17 protein-coding genes and 1 other RNA gene are annotated in these 15,385 nt (G+C 37.3%); 3 read left to right on the top strand and 15 right to left on the bottom strand.

The window, feature by feature from the left end; all coding sequences use genetic code 11:
- The 3 genes from KKC17_03305 to KKC17_03295 are packed head-to-tail and all read right to left on the bottom strand — an operon-like array spanning position 1 to position 3,677.
- A complete protein-coding gene (locus tag KKC17_03305) occupies positions 1 to 1,152 on the bottom strand; it encodes a glycosyltransferase family 4 protein (protein MBU1039221.1) in 1,152 nt (383 codons plus the stop codon).
- Positions 1,149 to 2,246, bottom strand: coding sequence for a glycosyltransferase (locus tag KKC17_03300; GenBank protein ID MBU1039220.1), 1,098 nt, complete (start codon positions 2,244 to 2,246; stop codon positions 1,149 to 1,151). The genes KKC17_03305 and KKC17_03300 overlap by 4 nt, the downstream gene beginning before the upstream one ends.
- A gap of 54 nt (positions 2,247 to 2,300) precedes the next feature.
- Positions 2,301 to 3,677 (bottom strand): sugar transferase, encoded by a 1,377-nt coding sequence (locus KKC17_03295; GenBank protein MBU1039219.1) that lies wholly within the window; start codon positions 3,675 to 3,677, stop codon positions 2,301 to 2,303.
- A 102-nt stretch (positions 3,678 to 3,779) separates the two neighbouring features.
- Between KKC17_03295 and rnpB the strand changes: the two genes are divergently transcribed.
- An RNA gene (rnpB, locus tag KKC17_03290) (RNase P RNA component class A) lies at positions 3,780 to 4,171 on the top strand.
- Between the two features lie 50 nt (positions 4,172 to 4,221).
- On the opposite strand, the gene KKC17_03285 is transcribed toward rnpB, so the two are convergent.
- The 5 genes from KKC17_03285 to KKC17_03265 are packed head-to-tail and all read right to left on the bottom strand — an operon-like array spanning position 4,222 to position 7,982.
- Positions 4,222 to 4,644, bottom strand: a complete 423-nt coding sequence (locus tag KKC17_03285; GenBank protein ID MBU1039218.1) for a ribonuclease HI family protein — start codon at positions 4,642 to 4,644, stop codon at positions 4,222 to 4,224.
- On the bottom strand, positions 4,631 to 6,358 hold the full coding sequence (gene recJ / locus KKC17_03280; protein MBU1039217.1) for a single-stranded-DNA-specific exonuclease RecJ: 1,728 nt from the start codon (positions 6,356 to 6,358) through the stop codon (positions 4,631 to 4,633). The genes KKC17_03285 and recJ overlap by 14 nt, the downstream gene beginning before the upstream one ends.
- Before the next feature lie 19 nt (positions 6,359 to 6,377).
- Positions 6,378 to 6,650 carry a hypothetical protein gene (locus KKC17_03275; protein MBU1039216.1) on the bottom strand — a complete coding sequence of 91 codons (273 nt, stop codon included), beginning with the start codon at positions 6,648 to 6,650 and terminating at the stop codon, positions 6,378 to 6,380.
- 24 nt (positions 6,651 to 6,674) lie between these two features.
- Positions 6,675 to 7,298, bottom strand: coding sequence for an LOG family protein (locus tag KKC17_03270; GenBank protein ID MBU1039215.1), 624 nt, complete (start codon positions 7,296 to 7,298; stop codon positions 6,675 to 6,677).
- 3 nt (positions 7,299 to 7,301) lie between these two features.
- Entirely contained in the window at positions 7,302 to 7,982 is a 681-nt protein-coding gene (locus tag KKC17_03265; protein ID MBU1039214.1) for a hypothetical protein, read from the bottom strand.
- 160 nt (positions 7,983 to 8,142) lie between these two features.
- Between KKC17_03265 and KKC17_03260 the strand changes: the two genes are divergently transcribed.
- A complete protein-coding gene (locus KKC17_03260) occupies positions 8,143 to 8,649 on the top strand; it encodes a hypothetical protein (protein MBU1039213.1) in 507 nt (168 codons plus the stop codon).
- A 64-nt stretch (positions 8,650 to 8,713) separates the two neighbouring features.
- On the opposite strand, the gene KKC17_03255 is transcribed toward KKC17_03260, so the two are convergent.
- From KKC17_03255 to KKC17_03245, 3 genes are read right to left on the bottom strand one after another with little or no spacing between them, the layout of a single operon-like run.
- A complete protein-coding gene (locus KKC17_03255; GenBank protein ID MBU1039212.1) occupies positions 8,714 to 9,502 on the bottom strand; it encodes a hypothetical protein in 789 nt (262 codons plus the stop codon).
- 4 nt (positions 9,503 to 9,506) lie between these two features.
- The gene (locus tag KKC17_03250; GenBank protein ID MBU1039211.1) at positions 9,507 to 10,337 is read right to left on the bottom strand and encodes a phosphotransferase; all 831 of its coding nucleotides are present in this window, start codon (positions 10,335 to 10,337) and stop codon (positions 9,507 to 9,509) included.
- A gap of 10 nt (positions 10,338 to 10,347) precedes the next feature.
- The gene (locus KKC17_03245) at positions 10,348 to 11,292 is read right to left on the bottom strand and encodes a carbohydrate kinase family protein (protein MBU1039210.1); all 945 of its coding nucleotides are present in this window, start codon (positions 11,290 to 11,292) and stop codon (positions 10,348 to 10,350) included.
- Positions 11,293 to 11,353: 61 nt separating this feature from the next.
- Between KKC17_03245 and KKC17_03240 the strand changes: the two genes are divergently transcribed.
- Complete coding sequence (locus KKC17_03240; protein MBU1039209.1) at positions 11,354 to 11,707, top strand: hypothetical protein; 354 nt, start codon at positions 11,354 to 11,356, stop codon at positions 11,705 to 11,707.
- On the opposite strand, the gene KKC17_03235 is transcribed toward KKC17_03240, so the two are convergent.
- From KKC17_03235 to sufB, 4 genes are read right to left on the bottom strand one after another with little or no spacing between them, the layout of a single operon-like run.
- Entirely contained in the window at positions 11,691 to 12,047 is a 357-nt protein-coding gene (locus tag KKC17_03235; GenBank protein MBU1039208.1) for an iron-sulfur cluster assembly scaffold protein, read from the bottom strand. The genes KKC17_03240 and KKC17_03235 overlap by 17 nt on opposite strands.
- 3 nt (positions 12,048 to 12,050) lie before the next feature.
- A complete protein-coding gene (locus KKC17_03230; GenBank protein ID MBU1039207.1) occupies positions 12,051 to 13,265 on the bottom strand; it encodes a SufS family cysteine desulfurase in 1,215 nt (404 codons plus the stop codon).
- A 42-nt stretch (positions 13,266 to 13,307) separates the two neighbouring features.
- Complete coding sequence (locus tag KKC17_03225; GenBank protein ID MBU1039206.1) at positions 13,308 to 13,964, bottom strand: SufD family Fe-S cluster assembly protein; 657 nt, start codon at positions 13,962 to 13,964, stop codon at positions 13,308 to 13,310.
- 21 nt (positions 13,965 to 13,985) lie between these two features.
- Positions 13,986 to 15,383, bottom strand: coding sequence for a Fe-S cluster assembly protein SufB (sufB, locus tag KKC17_03220; protein ID MBU1039205.1), 1,398 nt, complete (start codon positions 15,381 to 15,383; stop codon positions 13,986 to 13,988).
- Positions 15,384 to 15,385: the final 2 nt, after the last annotated feature.

Genomic DNA, 15,385 nt, shown 5'->3' with positions numbered 1-15,385 from the left:
TTATTGACTATTTACAAACAAAGCCACGTAACTGGCAGCTGTTTTGGACCAAGTAAAATCTTTAGCTCTAATTCTTCCAGCTTGGCTAAATTGACTGGCTAAAGAATCATCACTAATTAATTGCTCCACAGCTTTAAGCCAGGGCTTTAAATCATAAGGATTAAGTAATAAACCGCTCTCACCCACCACTTCGGGTAAAGAGGAAGTTTGACTGGCTAAGACTGGTAAGCCCGAAGCCATAGCTTCTAAAACCGGCATACCAAAGCCTTCGTAAAAGGACGGATAAAGAAATAATTTAGCGCCTTGATAAAGAAACGGTTTATCCTCAGCCGGTAGATAACCTAAAACTTTTACCCGATCACCTAATTTTAATTTTTTTAATAAAGCAGAAATTTTTTTAGTCCGCCAACCCCAAGCGCCAGCTATTACTAAATCATAGGGATAAGCTGGATTTTTTTGTACTAAACGGCTGTATAAATTAAGTAGCAATAAATGATTTTTCCTAGGCTCAATAGTTCCCAAGGTTAAAAAATAGGGCCGCGACAAATTATATTTAGCCAATACGGGCGTGAGTTTATCGATTGCTATTTGTGGAAAATATTTTTCTTCCACCCCTGGGTAAACAACTTCCACCTGACCGGTTAAATTAGGATACTGCTCCAACAAATCATCGGCTGTATAATTAGAAACCGCCGCAATTTTAGTAGTTTTGGGTAATTGTCGCAAAAGTTTTTTAACCATAGGAAAATACCATAAACGGCCACGCCCAGGGAAAAATTTTTTATAATGAATAAAAGATAAATCATGCACGGTTAAAACAGCTGGCTGGCTGGCTGACCAATTAACAAACATGGGATTAGGTAACCACAAAACATCTGGCGCCTGCTTATTAATGGTTAAAGCGGATTCAATATTTTCTAAGCCCAAATAAAAGGATAAATTCTTAAGACGATTAGGAATTCTTTGTCTGATTAATTTTAAGTTAGCAGGTAAATCCTCCGGCAACTTTATAGAACCGGCCGCATTGGCGTAACCAATTAAATTTAATTTAAAATTAGGTTCTGCTAAATGCTTAATGGTTTGCCAGGCATATTCCCCCACGCCGGTTCGCCAATTATCCTGCAAACATCTTAAATCTAGGCCGATAATCATAAATTATTTTTTATTTTTAAACCGTCTACATAAGCTTGCCAATTTTGAGCGAATTGCTGGCGAGAAAAACGAGTAGCGGTTTGTTGAATAGCCAACTGATCAAAATCTTGATAACGAAAACGTATAACCGCGTCGGCTAAAGCTTCCCAACTTTGTTCTTTAAAAAATACCCCATTTTGACCAGGGTTAATGGTTTCTAAAGCACCGCCAGCCGCGTAAGCGATAACCGGCCGGCCAGCCGCCATAGCTTCAATGACTGTTAAACCAAAATCTTCTTCTTGGGGATGAATTAAAGCGCGACAACGGGCCAAATAATCCGCCTTAACCTGATCGGTTACCTGACCTAAAAATTCTATATTTTTTCCAGCCAAAGCTTTTAATTCTTCTGTTTGCTCACCGCTGCCGATTATTTTTAAGGGAATGCCCAGTTTATTAAAGGCTTTAATGGCTAAATCCACTTTTTTATAAGGCCGTAAGCGCGAGACCAACAAAAAGAAATCTTCTGGCTCTTGAGGTTCGCCCCACAAATCAGTATTAACCGGCGGATAAATAACTTTAGCCTGGCGCCGATAATATTTAGCAATGCGAGCCGCCACAAAATTAGAATTGGCCACATAATGGTCTACTCTTTGAGCAGCCACAAAATCCCACTGCCTTAATTTACTAAGAACCAAAGGTAAAACCTTTTTAATAATTCTTGGTTGAGGCAAATCGGAAGTATAACTATGTGTATCGCTCCATAAATAGCGAGTCGGCGTATGGCAATAACAAATATTTACTGCTTCCGGTTGAACTAGAACACCTTTTATTAAAGCTGAAGCCGAAGTAATAACCAAATCATAATCTCTTAAATCAAAATGCTCCACGGCCGCCGGCATAAGAGACAAAAACCATTTAAAAAATCTTAAACCCCCGGGTAAATCTTGTATAAAAGAAGTTCGTACATCCCAATCTTTAGTAAAATTAGCCATGGCTTCCTGATCATGTAATAACGTAAAAATCGGCGCTTCGGGATAAAAGCGATGAAATTCAGCTAAAACGTTTTCGGCGCCACCAATTTGATTCAAATGATCATGAGCTAAAGCTATTTTCATATTTGGTAACAATAACTTAACCAGTACTTAAAAACAATAGAAAATAAAAAAGTTTTAAACCGCGTTACGCCGACCCAAAACAACAAAAATGGTTTTGAATAATATAAACAAATCCTGAGTTAGAGACCAATTTTCTATATAAAATAAATCTAACTTAACTTCTTCATTAAAACTTAAATTAGACCGGCCGGATATTTGAGCTAAACCGGTAATACCTGGTTTAATATTTAAAAGTTTTTTTTGATAAATAGAATAATTAGCTACTTCGGCCGGTTCATGCGGCCTAGGGCCAACCAAAGACATATCCCCCTTTAAAACATTCCATAACTGAGGTAATTCGTCTAAGGACCAGCGTCGCAAATGCTTGCCCAAAGAAGTTACCCTGGGGTCGTTGCTCATTTTAAACAAAGGTCCATCCGATCGTTCATTATACTTTATTAAATCAGATTTTAGAGCTGCCGCCTGTTTTATCATGGAACGAAATTTATAAAGTTTAAACAATTTATTGCTTTCGGCTACCCTATCCAACACCACCCAAATCGGTCGGCCAGAATCTATAAGCACCAACAAGGCCAACACCAAAAATACCGGACTTAAAATAATTAAACCACTTAAAGAAAAAACTATATCAAAAATTCTTTTAACCACCCGGCCCCAACCATCTAAGGGCGTTCTTTTAATTTCAATTAAAGGCACGCCGGCTAAAGTTTGCACTACCACATTATGGGTTTGGGCCTCAAACATATCGGCGGCGTAACGAAAACCCAAATGATTAGCTGAACAAAATTCTAATAATTTTAAATTATTATCATGGCTATTTTTAGGGTCACCAACTATTACTTCATCTATTTTATTTTGCCAAGCCGCTAAATTACTTATTTGGTCAATACCTAACTGAACAACGACTTGGAAACCCAAAGATTTATTTTTAATAAATAAATTAATTAATTCCTGACTAGCTGTATCCTGACCAATTAAAGCTAAACGACTAACACCATAACCTACTTTATAAAAATAGTAACGCAACCATCTTAAAAAAACTCGGCCTAAACTAACAAAAATTATAACCAAAAGCCAAGCGGCTAAAACAATAAAACGAGAACCAAACAAGGTGGGGTTAAAAAAGAACCAACCCATTATTATAGCCAGGCCTAAAGTGCTGGCTGCGATTATTCGACTTATCTCCTGAACAAATTTTAAGTGCCTATTTAACTGATACAAACCGTTTAAAGAAAACAAAACAACTACGACCCCGGCCGCCACTACCATAGTCAAAACAAAATTAGACCAGGCAATATCAAATAAAACCGGCCTTAACTCTGTTATAAAACCTTCAAAACGAAGTCGATAAGCTGTTAGACCGGCTAAAAAAACCAGTACATAATCCAGTGGTAAGGCCAAAGTAGCTAAAAAAAGACGTAATTTAGGCATAAACTTATTTTATTTTAGCAAAAAAACCACTACTTAGTCTATGCTTAAGCTGGTCCTTAAAACACTTGACAATTACTACCCTTATGTTAGTTTTTTTAGGCCAAGCTTATTCGGATAGTTGCTCCTTTACTCTTTATAAGGGTAAGGAGAGGAAAGTCCGAACACCATAGCGTTCCCGTCTTTAGGGAAGAGTAATTCCTAACAGGAACCGTTAATCAGTTTTTAACCTGATTAGCAGGACAAGTGCAACAGAAAACAAACCAGCCCCCGCCTTTTGGCGGGAGTGATGGGTGAAACGGTGAGGTAAAAGCTCACCAGCTTTATTGGCGACAATAAAGGCTAGGCAAACTCTACTCGGTGCAATACCAAATAGGCTCCCGCCTTGGCGGGAGCGGGTTGGTAGCTTGAGTCGCTTTGCGAAAAGCGATCTAGATAGATAACTATCGTCCCGCGTTCGCGGGATACAGAATTCGGCTTATAGAATATGTTTGGCAAATACTTAAACGCCTCAACCTATATTTAGGTTGAGGCGTTTAGACTAAATTTAAACTTCTAATTCCTGCTTATCCAAAGCCTCATTCACTAAAGCATCAGCTGCTTTATTATGTTCTCTTAACACATGATGAAAAGAGATTTTTTTAAAACCCTGGGAAAGATTCCAAATCTTAATAAACAAAACTGCTAAAGCCTGATCTTTAACCCGATATTCTCTATTTAATTGTTTAACAACTAATTCACTGTCCAAATAACAAGTTACCATCTCGGCTTTTAATTTTTGAACTTCTTGTAAGGCCGCTAATAAAGCTTGGTATTCTGCCTGATTATTGGTGGCCTTGCCTATATAACGTCCAAATTTTTTAACCACCTGGCCGGCGCAGGTTTCTATCACCACGCCAATAGCCGCCGGCCCTGGGTTGCCTCGAGCACCACCGTCGGTTCGAATAATTAAATTATTATGACTGGTCATGGCTTTTAATATCAATAATTTTTAATTGCAATTCTTGATTACCATTCCATTCGTTTATCCCCACTTGATAAACCACATCTATTATAGCACCCTTGGTTAAATTAATTACTTTGGTTGCTCCGTTAAAAAAAATAAACTTTTGGCTAGTTCCGGCTTGAGAAATAATTAATCTAATATGCTGGCCATCCGAGCCAACCGGATTTATTTCCTCTAAACGCAAGCCCCGACTAACCAACAATACACCGGGATTAGTTTGGCCCACCGGCTCAACCTTAGACACTGTTTGTAAAAGATCCCAATTTATTTCCGCTAATTTAAGTTCGGCGTCAATCTTAAGCTCGGCTGATAAATTTTGTTTATTTAATTTAAGAGCCGCGGCTTTATCCATGGCTTGTAAAAATATTTCTAAATTGGCTTTAGGCAAACTTAAACCAGCCGCTTCTTTATGCCCGCCATAATTAGTTAAATATTCTTTTAAATCAGTAAAAGTGGCGGCTAAATCAAAATCACCTATACCACTGCGGCCCGAACCCATAATTTGCCCATTATTATCACATAAAACCAAAGCCGGACGATTATAATACTGAACCAGCTTGCCAGCCACTAAACCAACCATACCCAATTGCCAATCAGCCTGATAGGCCTGGACTAAATATTTATCCACCGCCAGCTCGCCTATTTGTTTTTTGGCCGCTTCAAACATTTCTTCGGTTATTTTTTGGCGGCGGCTATTGGTTAAAGAAATTGATTTAGCTAATTCCGTCGCTTCCTGCTCATTATTAGCCATTAATAAGGCCAAAGCCGTATTGGCATGGTCTAGGCGACCAGCTGCGTTTAAACGCGGAGCAATTTGAAAAGAAACAGTTTGAGCACTAATTTTATCAACATTTATATTAGCTACTTGCATTAATTTTTGTAAACCCAAACGTTGAGTTTTTTTAAGCACGGTTAAACCATAATTAACTAAAACTCTATTTTCTCCTTGCACTGGAACCATATCGGCAATAGTAGAAATAGCTACTAAATCTAATAACCATTTTTCCCAAGCTTCCCCGGCTTTAGCTGGCATGGGGCAACCATCGTAACGCAACAAACCTTGAACTAATTTAAAAGCTGTACCACCACCGGAAAGTTTTTTAAAAGGATATTTTTCCTCTGCTAAACCAGCATGTAAAATAGCATAAGCTTCGGGCAAAGCGTCTTGCGCTTGGTGATGGTCGGTTATAATAACATTTATGCCCTGACTGTTAGCAAAAGCCACTTCAGTTAAATTAGCAATTCCACAATCACAAGTTATTATTAAACTAACTTTTTTGGTTTGTAAATAATTAATAGCTTCCTTTTTTAAACCATAACCTTCTTTTTCTCGATGCGGTATATAATATTCGGTTTGGGCGCCTAATTTATTTAAAGTATCTAACAAAATAGTAGCCGCGCAAACGCCGTCGGCGTCGTAATCGCCATAAACCGCAATAACTTCTTTATTGCCAATAGCTTCATAAATTCGTTTAACCGCTTTGGTCATGTGTTTAAACAAATAAGGATCCAAAACGTTTTTAAACCAATCTGGCTTTAAATATTCTTCTATTTGCTCGGCTTGTTTAATCCCCCTGTTCCACAATAATTGTAAAAGCAGTTTTCCTATTTTAGGAAAACGAGCAATTATTTCTTCCTGGACAGGCTCGGCTACGACCCAATTTTTTTCTAAAACCATTATTAAGTACTGTTTACAATTAATTTTTCTTATCCTCTTGGTCGTTTAGACCTAACTGCTCTTTTAATTTATTTATTAAATTTCCCAATTTATAAGTTACCAGTACTACTAAAACAGTTATTAATATAGCATAACCGAATTTGGCCCAGACCGCCGATTGAGTACCGAATAATTCCTTGAATAAGGTTTGAATGGCGTCGTTCCAAGCTAAAGCCGCCACTAAACCAAAACCAGCTGTGGCTAACTGGGAAACTTTTTCTAATATTTCCAAACGTAAAGATTTTTGACTCATAACTTATAAATAATTACTAATAATTTAAACAAAAGACTTTAATATTTCATCAACTTCTGTAAATTTATGAATATACTGCCAAACGTTATCCTGAATGGCATTTTTATTGTTTAGTAAGTCTAACACATCCCACCAATAATCATCTACCCATATATTAGGCGGTAAAGCATTTTGTTTAAGCAAAGATTTAACCCAACCAATGGTCGTCATAAGCTCGTCCAAAGTGCCGACCTGGCCGGTAAAAAATACCACGGTTGGCATAACTGTTATTATCATTTTTCTAGTTTGGTAAGAATTCACTATAGTTTTGTTTATATAAGGAATAGTTTGATGATAAGGACAAGCCACTCCCAAAACACTATCCCTAATCACACTGGCTACCGCCAACATAAGGCCGCTATTTTCTCCACCGTTGACAATTACCCCGCCTCGAGCAGCTACACCAGCGGCTAATTGCTGAGCTTTATAACAATTAATATCATCCTGAGCCAAACTACTTCCACCGCAAATAGCCACTACTAAACCTTTAGTTCTTACTTCCACTTCACCTTCCGCCACTGCCTTCATTATGGAAACCAAGCTTGAACCATTAGCTAGGCTAGCTTCTTTAATAACAATGCCCGGTATCGTTCCTAATCGATGAGACATAAATTATTTTTTTACCCGCCAAATTTTTTGTTTAATTAATCTATGTTTAAAAATTTTATAATCCGCTTTGTTTTTGTGCCAAGTATAAGGCTTAATTATAAATTTGTGCAATAAATACAAAAGCTCTTTATCAATTAATCCTCTTTTATAAAAATTATCTGCCTGCTCCTTATAAGTAAGTAAATATTTAACTGGTATTTTATGCCGGCTGGACCATTTTTTTACATAAGATAAATTCATAACTTGTATAGCCACATAGCCGACTATTTTTAATTTACCTTTTTTAAGAGCCTTAATAAATTTGTCAGCGCTGCGTCCTGATATTAAAGAATCGTCTATCATAACTACCTGTCGATCTTTTACAATTTCCCCTTCCAATAAACCCCGGTCAATACTTCTTCCTCTAGGCTCCTTACGCACCAAAATAAAAGGTAATTTTAATTCCGCCGCTACTTGCACGCCCCATAAAGCCCCGCCAGTCAAACCGCCGGCAATTGCCTGGGGCTTAAATTTTTTAGCTTCCTTAGCTAAAGCTTTAACCGCTACCATGGCTAACTTAGGCCGCCACTGCAAAGGCCGGGAATCTATAGCAAAAGGCACGATTGCGCCATCACCGCGATATACTGGGCCTTTAAAGTATTGCCTCATTTCAGCATAGGCGTTTAACAATGCAATATTCTTCATAATCATTGACAAAAGCTTATAAATGGATTATACTATATAGTTAAAAATAAATCATTTAAATAACAAAATACAAAAATAAAAACCGCGGAGGTTAAAATTGAAAAAAAGAATATTTGTTTAAGGCGACCGTGATCCTCAAGGTCAGATTCGCGAAACCGCTTTGGAAATAGGTAAGCTTTTACACCAAGCCGGTTATGAAGCCAACGTTGGCGCTTACGGCGGCTTTGTAAAACTATTCCAAGAATCAGGTATAACAATCCATCCCCACGAAATGGATGTTAACCGCCAGGTAACCTATGAGGAAATTGAAGCTGTTGATTGTGTAAAAATAGCCAATGAATTATTCGGACGAGATGAAAGTTTTATACCATCAATGCTTAAGGAGATAGCCTGGGGAATACGCATTGGATTATTCATCGCGACTTCTAACGCTTTCTTATTTTTTCACGGACGTGAGGGTACCCTGGCTCATTTGTTTCCTGTGCTGGCCCATGCCACTAAAGGTTGGGTTAAAAACAATACCCCCCGCCCGGTAGCATTAGTTGGCTGGCCACCTGAAGAAGTGGCAGCAATTATGAAACAGTTCAATATTTCACGCGACTCAAATTGGTTTGCTCACTTTGAAATTAACCAAGCACAAAAAATAACTGATTTCCTAATATCCTAAACCCAAGCCCTCTTTAAATAATTTACAAAGAGGGCTTGAATTTTTTAAGCGCAAATTTTTAGAATTATATATATTCGTATTTTCCGTCTAATGGTTCTACCCATTTACCCAATCTTTTTGATTCAGCCAACATTTCTTCATAAGACTGCTTTTCATTGGATATAACAAAACCTTCTTTTTTAGCTTGTGCAAATACCTTATCCCAACGTTTCCAATCTAGTGATCTTTTTTCTATATTATAATCTTTCCACCAATCCCATATTAGAGCGTGCAAATCATCGGAAATATAACCAACATCTTTGGCGTAGTTTATAAAATCTTCGGCCATAATTAATTGATGATGCCTAATTCCATTATTTTTATACCAGGGTATTAAGGGATGGTTTGTCCAATATATAACTAACATGTCAGTCACCTTAACATCTTTTTCTTGTAAATAAGTAGCAAATTTTTCTTTACCCGCACCTCTGCCGGATGCATCGTCTATCAAAACAGCTTTTTTACCAATAATTTGTCCAACTACGGCTGTTTTACTGCCATATTCTTTTGGTTTTTTTCTAAGGTAAACAGTAGGCAAACCTGTTTCCAAACATAATGCTGCCGCCAAAGGTACACCAGCAAATTCACAACCAGCAATTAAATCAACGTTTAACTGTTTTATCAACTTAGTCATCTCTTTAACAATTATATCAAAAGTTGATTTTTTGCTAAAAAGATTTCTGGTTTCTATATAATAAGGTGTAGCGCAAATGGCTGGAATAATTTTACCAAACACCAAAGCTTGGCTATCTAATAACGCTTGGCATATTATTCTTTTACCTTTTTCATCCGACATTAAATAATCACCCACCATAAAATTATTCACCCAAAAACTTCTGGCAATCACGGCTTAATTTGGAATTACCTTTTTCTTTCATCCATAACCAATGTGCCAACAAAACACCCACATCCAGCATAGGGTCATAATTCATAGTAAAATCAAAATCAACTAAACCAACCCTGCCATTAGGTCTAACAAAAATATTCCTATTAATCGGATCACCCCAAATTAAACAATTGGAGTTTTTTTTCACTTCTTTATAAAAATCATTTATTTCTTTTTTGTTAAAAAATTTATCTAAAGCATAACCCCACCACTTTTTACCAAATAAAAAATCTTTCATCATTTTTTCATAAGATTCATTGCTACCGGTTTTTAGCCTCCTTTTATACGACTTGATATGAAGCAAAGATAAATGCTTGGCCAAAACTGGGGCAATTTCTGGGTGAATTTTATTTTTATCAAACTCATCAGCCAATAATTTACCTTTTTTAGAAACATCTGACATTAAAAAAACCTTAGCCTGTTTGTCAAAAAAATACACTTTGGGCACAGTACCAGCTGGCCACAATTTATTTAAATAACGAATTAAATAAACCTCACCGATAATCCGGCTACTATCTACGGCTATTGGCTGACCTGCTAAATAACTTCGTTTGTTATACTGCCAGGCCTGTTTTAAAAAATAAATTTGAACTTTTTTACCTTGACTAACAACTATTCTATACAAAAAATTACTATTGCTATACTTATCAACTATTTTAACAGATTTAATTTGACTAACCGAAAACGGTAAATATCTGGACTTGCTGCGCAAATAATCTATAACATTTGCTTCCTTTAATAATTTAACAGCCGGTTTTATCACAAAACTAAAATTATTTTTTTATCTGCTTTAAACTCAACAAGCCGTTTTGGGCGCCAACAGTTTTAATAACCGACGAAGCGTTACGCATACCCCACAGCATAGCCTGCTTAACATTACCCTTAGAATATGTATAACCAGCTAACCAAGCTGAACCAAAACTATCTCCAGCGCCGGTAGTATTAACGGGTTTTACTTTAAAAGAAGGTTGATGAACTAAACTTTGGCCGTCAAAATAATAAGCGCCGTTAGATCCATCGGTTATTAACACTGCTTTAGAACCTAAAGCTTTTAATTTTACCAACAAAACAGGTACGGCAACATTATTAAGATTGGTTAAGGTTTCCGCTTCTTCCTTATTAACATCTAAAATATCCACTAAAGGCAAAAGCTTAATAAGAGATTTTTTGTCAGCCAATTGTCTGGCTCCTGGATTCCAAAAATTTTTTTGTCCTTGTTTAACTGCCGTTGTAAACAACTTAGTTAAAAAAACTGGCCAAGCTTTATTAGCTAAACTAGTCACATAAAACCAATCAAAATCCTTAGCCAATTTGGCTGGCATTTTTAAATGCTTAGCTGCCCCTCTATCTACAAAAGCCACATGGTCACGCGAACCGCCACTAGTGGCTATAAAAGACAGAGGCGTAACTTGCTGACTATCGTATTGAATCAAATTAGTTTTAACTTGATGATAATTTAAATTTTTTACAACCTCCTTACCTCGCCAATCTTTACCTAAACGGCTCAATAAACTAACAGACAAACCCAAACGGCTCAAACTTATGGCCACATTAGCCGCTCCGCCGCCAAAACCATATTTAACATCAAGAGCGTCTATTTTTCCGCCATAAGGAAACATTAAATAATCATCATTGTTACAACGCCCCAAACTAGCCTGGGGTGTAGTAAAAAAAACATCCCAAGTAGCTCCCCCAATAACACAAATTTTATTATTCATATACTAAACAGTTTAGCAAAAAAACTTGAGCAAAGGAACAGCTAAGGTTATAATTATTAATATGAGACATCACCTAACTAAATTATTAGCCGCCGCTTTATTGTTATTGGGTCTAACAGCCTTTTTACATCCTTCTTTGGGGCAACTGGTTTATTTAGATATGTTCCCAGGATTAATTTATTTAATTTTAGGCGCTGTTGGTCTTAAATTAAGCTATAGTAAAAACTCTTCAGTAACTTTACCGTCTTATCTTAAAATATTAGGCTTTATGGGCTGGGCTTTATTTTTACTAGGCTTAAGCTGGCCCAACTTTAGAGACATTTTTCATTTAGAACCGGCTGAAAATGTTTGGCATTTAATCCTAGGCTTAGCCGGTTTTTTACTGGCTAATAAAAAACCTAGTCCAAAGCTTTAAGCAAAGCCCGTAAGGGCAACAGCGCGCATTCCAACCTATTAGGACCTGGAGTAATACCCAACATTTTCACAATAGCTTCCTGATTAATATTTTTTAAATCAGCTATTTTTTGGCCTTTAATGCTTTCGGATAATATTGAGGCTGTGGCCTGAGTTAACACACAGCCCTCACCCTGCCAAGCCACTTCCTCCACTTGATCATCAACAATTTTAAAAGCCATAGAAATGGCATCACCACATAACGGATTAGAAACACTACCCCGATTGGTAGCCTTAGGTAAATCACCCTGATTATGAGGGTTTTTATAATGTTCTAAAATAGTCGCTTGATATAAATCCATAAATTAAGTAAACATTTTTTGAGCTTGTTTAATACCGTCAGCCAATCTGTCTAACTCGGCTGGAGTATTATAAATAGATAAACTGGCTCGAGTCGTAGCTAATAAACCGAATTTACGATGCAAAGGCTGGGTACAATGATGTCCGGACCGCACGGCAATATTTAAAGAATCCAACCAACTACCTAAATCATGGGGGTGAACTTTATCTAAACTAAAAGCAAATACTGGACCACGCGCCAAACTATCTTCTGGTCCAACAATTGTTAAACCTGGTAAAGCAGTTAATAATTTTAAACCATACTCTGTTAAATTTTTTTCATAAGCTTCCACAGCCACCCAATCCAACTGCTTAATAAAATTTAAAGCCTCGCCCCAACCAATTACTTCGGCAATCGGTGGCGTACCAGCTTCAAATTTAGTTGGTGGCTCGGCCCAAGTAGAATCATACCAATTAACTTCCGCTATCATATGCCCGCCGTATTCAATCGGCGGCATAATCTCCAATAATTCCTGACTGGCGTACAAAATACCCAAACCAGAAGGTCCAAAAAACTTATGGGCTGTAAAAACCAAAGCATCACAATCCAATTCTTTAACGTTTAAATATTTATGCGGTAAAGCCTGAGCAGCATCCACTATTACTCGCGCCCCCACAGACTTAGCTAAAGAAATTATTTCTTTAAGCTCCGGCATAGTACCCAAGACATTGGACATAGCTGTTAAACTAACAACTTTAGTTTTTTTATTTATCAAAACAGATAATTTATCTAATTCCAGACGGCCGTTTTGATTAACTGGTAAAAATTTAAGAACTAAATCATTATGCTTGGCCGCCTGTTGCCAAGGCACTAAATTGGCATGGTGCTCCATTTCGGTTAATACAACCTCATCTCCTGGTTTTAAAGTACGGCTATAACTTTGTGCTAAAAGATTCAAAGCTGACGTAGCATTACGGGTAAAAACTATATTATTAGCTGAAGCAGCGCCTAAATAATCAGCCGTAGCTGCCCGAACACCTTCAAACTTAGCCGTGGCTTGTTCGGCTATTTTATAAACACCCCGATGAACATTAGCGTAAGTTGTACGATAAAATTCATCCATAGCCTTTAAAACAACTTCTGGCTTTTGTGTTGAAGCGGCATTATCAAAATAAGCCAAATCCTTATTGGCTGGCTGATTAAACAAAGGAAACTGCTGACGAATATTATGTAAATCCATACCTAGTTATTCTATAAGGATAAATATTTTTAGGCAAACGCTTTAATTTTTTCCTTTAATAAATCCTTGAACGACTAAATTAAGAGCCTGCCGGTTGGTAAAACCTCGACTGGTCAAATAGTCAATTTCTTTATGGTCGGGACGGCTAACAGTCACTCCATGATAAACAGCAGCTTGGTTATTTAATATTTTTAAATCCGGTTTGGATACAACCTGCGCCCTACGACCCATTAACAAAGTTTTATCTAATAAAAATGAATCCACCGCTTTAGCTTGTGGCCAAACCTTTACCAAACCATAAAGATTTGAACGGGCCCGACCTTGCAATAAACGACGAATTGTAATTTTGGAAAAACTATTAGCCGCCTGATGATTTATTGTTAAAAAATAATCAGCTTCTGATTGGTCTTGGCCATTATGCAATAAATTAACGTTTAATTGACTATAAGCGCCCATTAAATCAGCTGTTACATAATATTGTCTTTTACCAACCAATTGTTTAAACAAACAATCAAAATCTACTCTGGCCCTTAAACCAATAATAAAATGCAAATGTTTAAAGCTAAAAGCCGAACTATTATTTAACCGTAGCACAGCTTCGGCCGCTAATTTAAATTCTATTTTATCTGGCAAAAAGTTAGACAAATCAAAATGCCTAATCTGCTTTTTATTAATGATTATTTGTTTTACAGTACCCATTAAATAAACTAAAAAAAATAATTAACCCACCGCTTCTTCCATTTCCAAATCCAAAAGCTTTTCCAGCTCAATAGCGAATTCGGCTGGCAAAGCCTGACGAACCGGAGCCACAAAACCATTAACAATCAAGTTAACAGCTTCACTTTTGGAAAATCCTCGGCTTTGCAAATAAATCAACTGCTCTTGACTTAAACGGGCTACACTAGCTTCGTGCTCTAGGTGAACTTTTTGATTTTTAACATCTACCTTGGGGTAAGAATCCGATCGCGCCTGGGGCGATAATAATAAAGCGTCACAGCACACACTGCTCCGGCTATTGTTGGCGGCTGGCGTTATTTTTAACAAACCACGATAATTAGTACGACCCTTGGCCAAAGCAATAGATTTAGAAATAATTTGTGAACTGGTTAAGGGCGCCAAATGAATAGCTTTAGCGCCGGTTTCGATCACCTGCCCCTTGCCAGCCACAGCCAAAGAAACAATTTTACCCTTGGCACCAGGTTGACTTAAAATTATAGACGGATATTTCATAGTTACCCGACTGCCAAAATTACCATCTAACCATTCCATATAAGCATTCCTTTTTACCAAGGCGCGTTTAGTAACCAAATTATAAACACTAGTGGACCAATTTTGAACCGTAGTATAACGAACCTTAGCGCCCGCTTCCACAACAATCTCCACCACAGCGGCGTGTAAAGAATCCACGTTAAAATAAGGCGCCGTGCATCCTTCAATATATTCCAATTCACTATTTTTATCAGCGATTATTAAAGTCCGCTCAAATTGGCCTAAATTACGAGCATTTAAACGAAAATAAGCCTGCAGCGGCTTAGACACTTTTAGACCGGGTGGCACATAAATAAAACTGCCGCCCGACCAAACAGCGCTGTTTAAGGCGGCTAATTTATTATCCCTGGCCGGCACCACCTGCCCAAAATACTTTTTTACTAGTTTAGGATATTGCCTTAAACCTTGCTCCATACTTAAAAAAATCACGCCTATTTTTTTTAAATCAGCTTGCAAAGCTTGGTAAACTATTTCCGAATCATATTGCAAACCGCTACCAGCCAAAACAGCCGCTTCTAATTTAGGCACACCCAAACGTTCAAAAGTTTTTTTAACTGGCGAGGGAATATTAGCCCAAGTTGATTGGCTGCTGTAATTAATTCGAGAATAATAACAAATTTTATTAAAATTAAGTTTAGACAAATCCGGCCCCCACTGAGGATATTTTTTTTGTTTAAAAATTCTAAAAGCCTGCAAACGCCTTTTGAGCATCCAATCAGGCTCCTGCTTAAAACCAGAAATCTGCCTAATTATATTATCCGACAAACCAAGGCCTATTTTTTCTAACGGTTTTATTTTATCTACCCACTGTCCGCGCTTAATTACAAAATCCCTATCAACAACCGGCATAT

Source organism: Patescibacteria group bacterium (genome assembly GCA_018817715.1).
Lineage (GTDB): Bacteria > Patescibacteriota > Patescibacteriia > Veblenbacterales > UBA10138 > JAHITT01.
The sequence above is the reverse complement of the archived record's forward strand: the minus strand, read 5'-3'. Positions and strand labels throughout refer to the sequence as shown.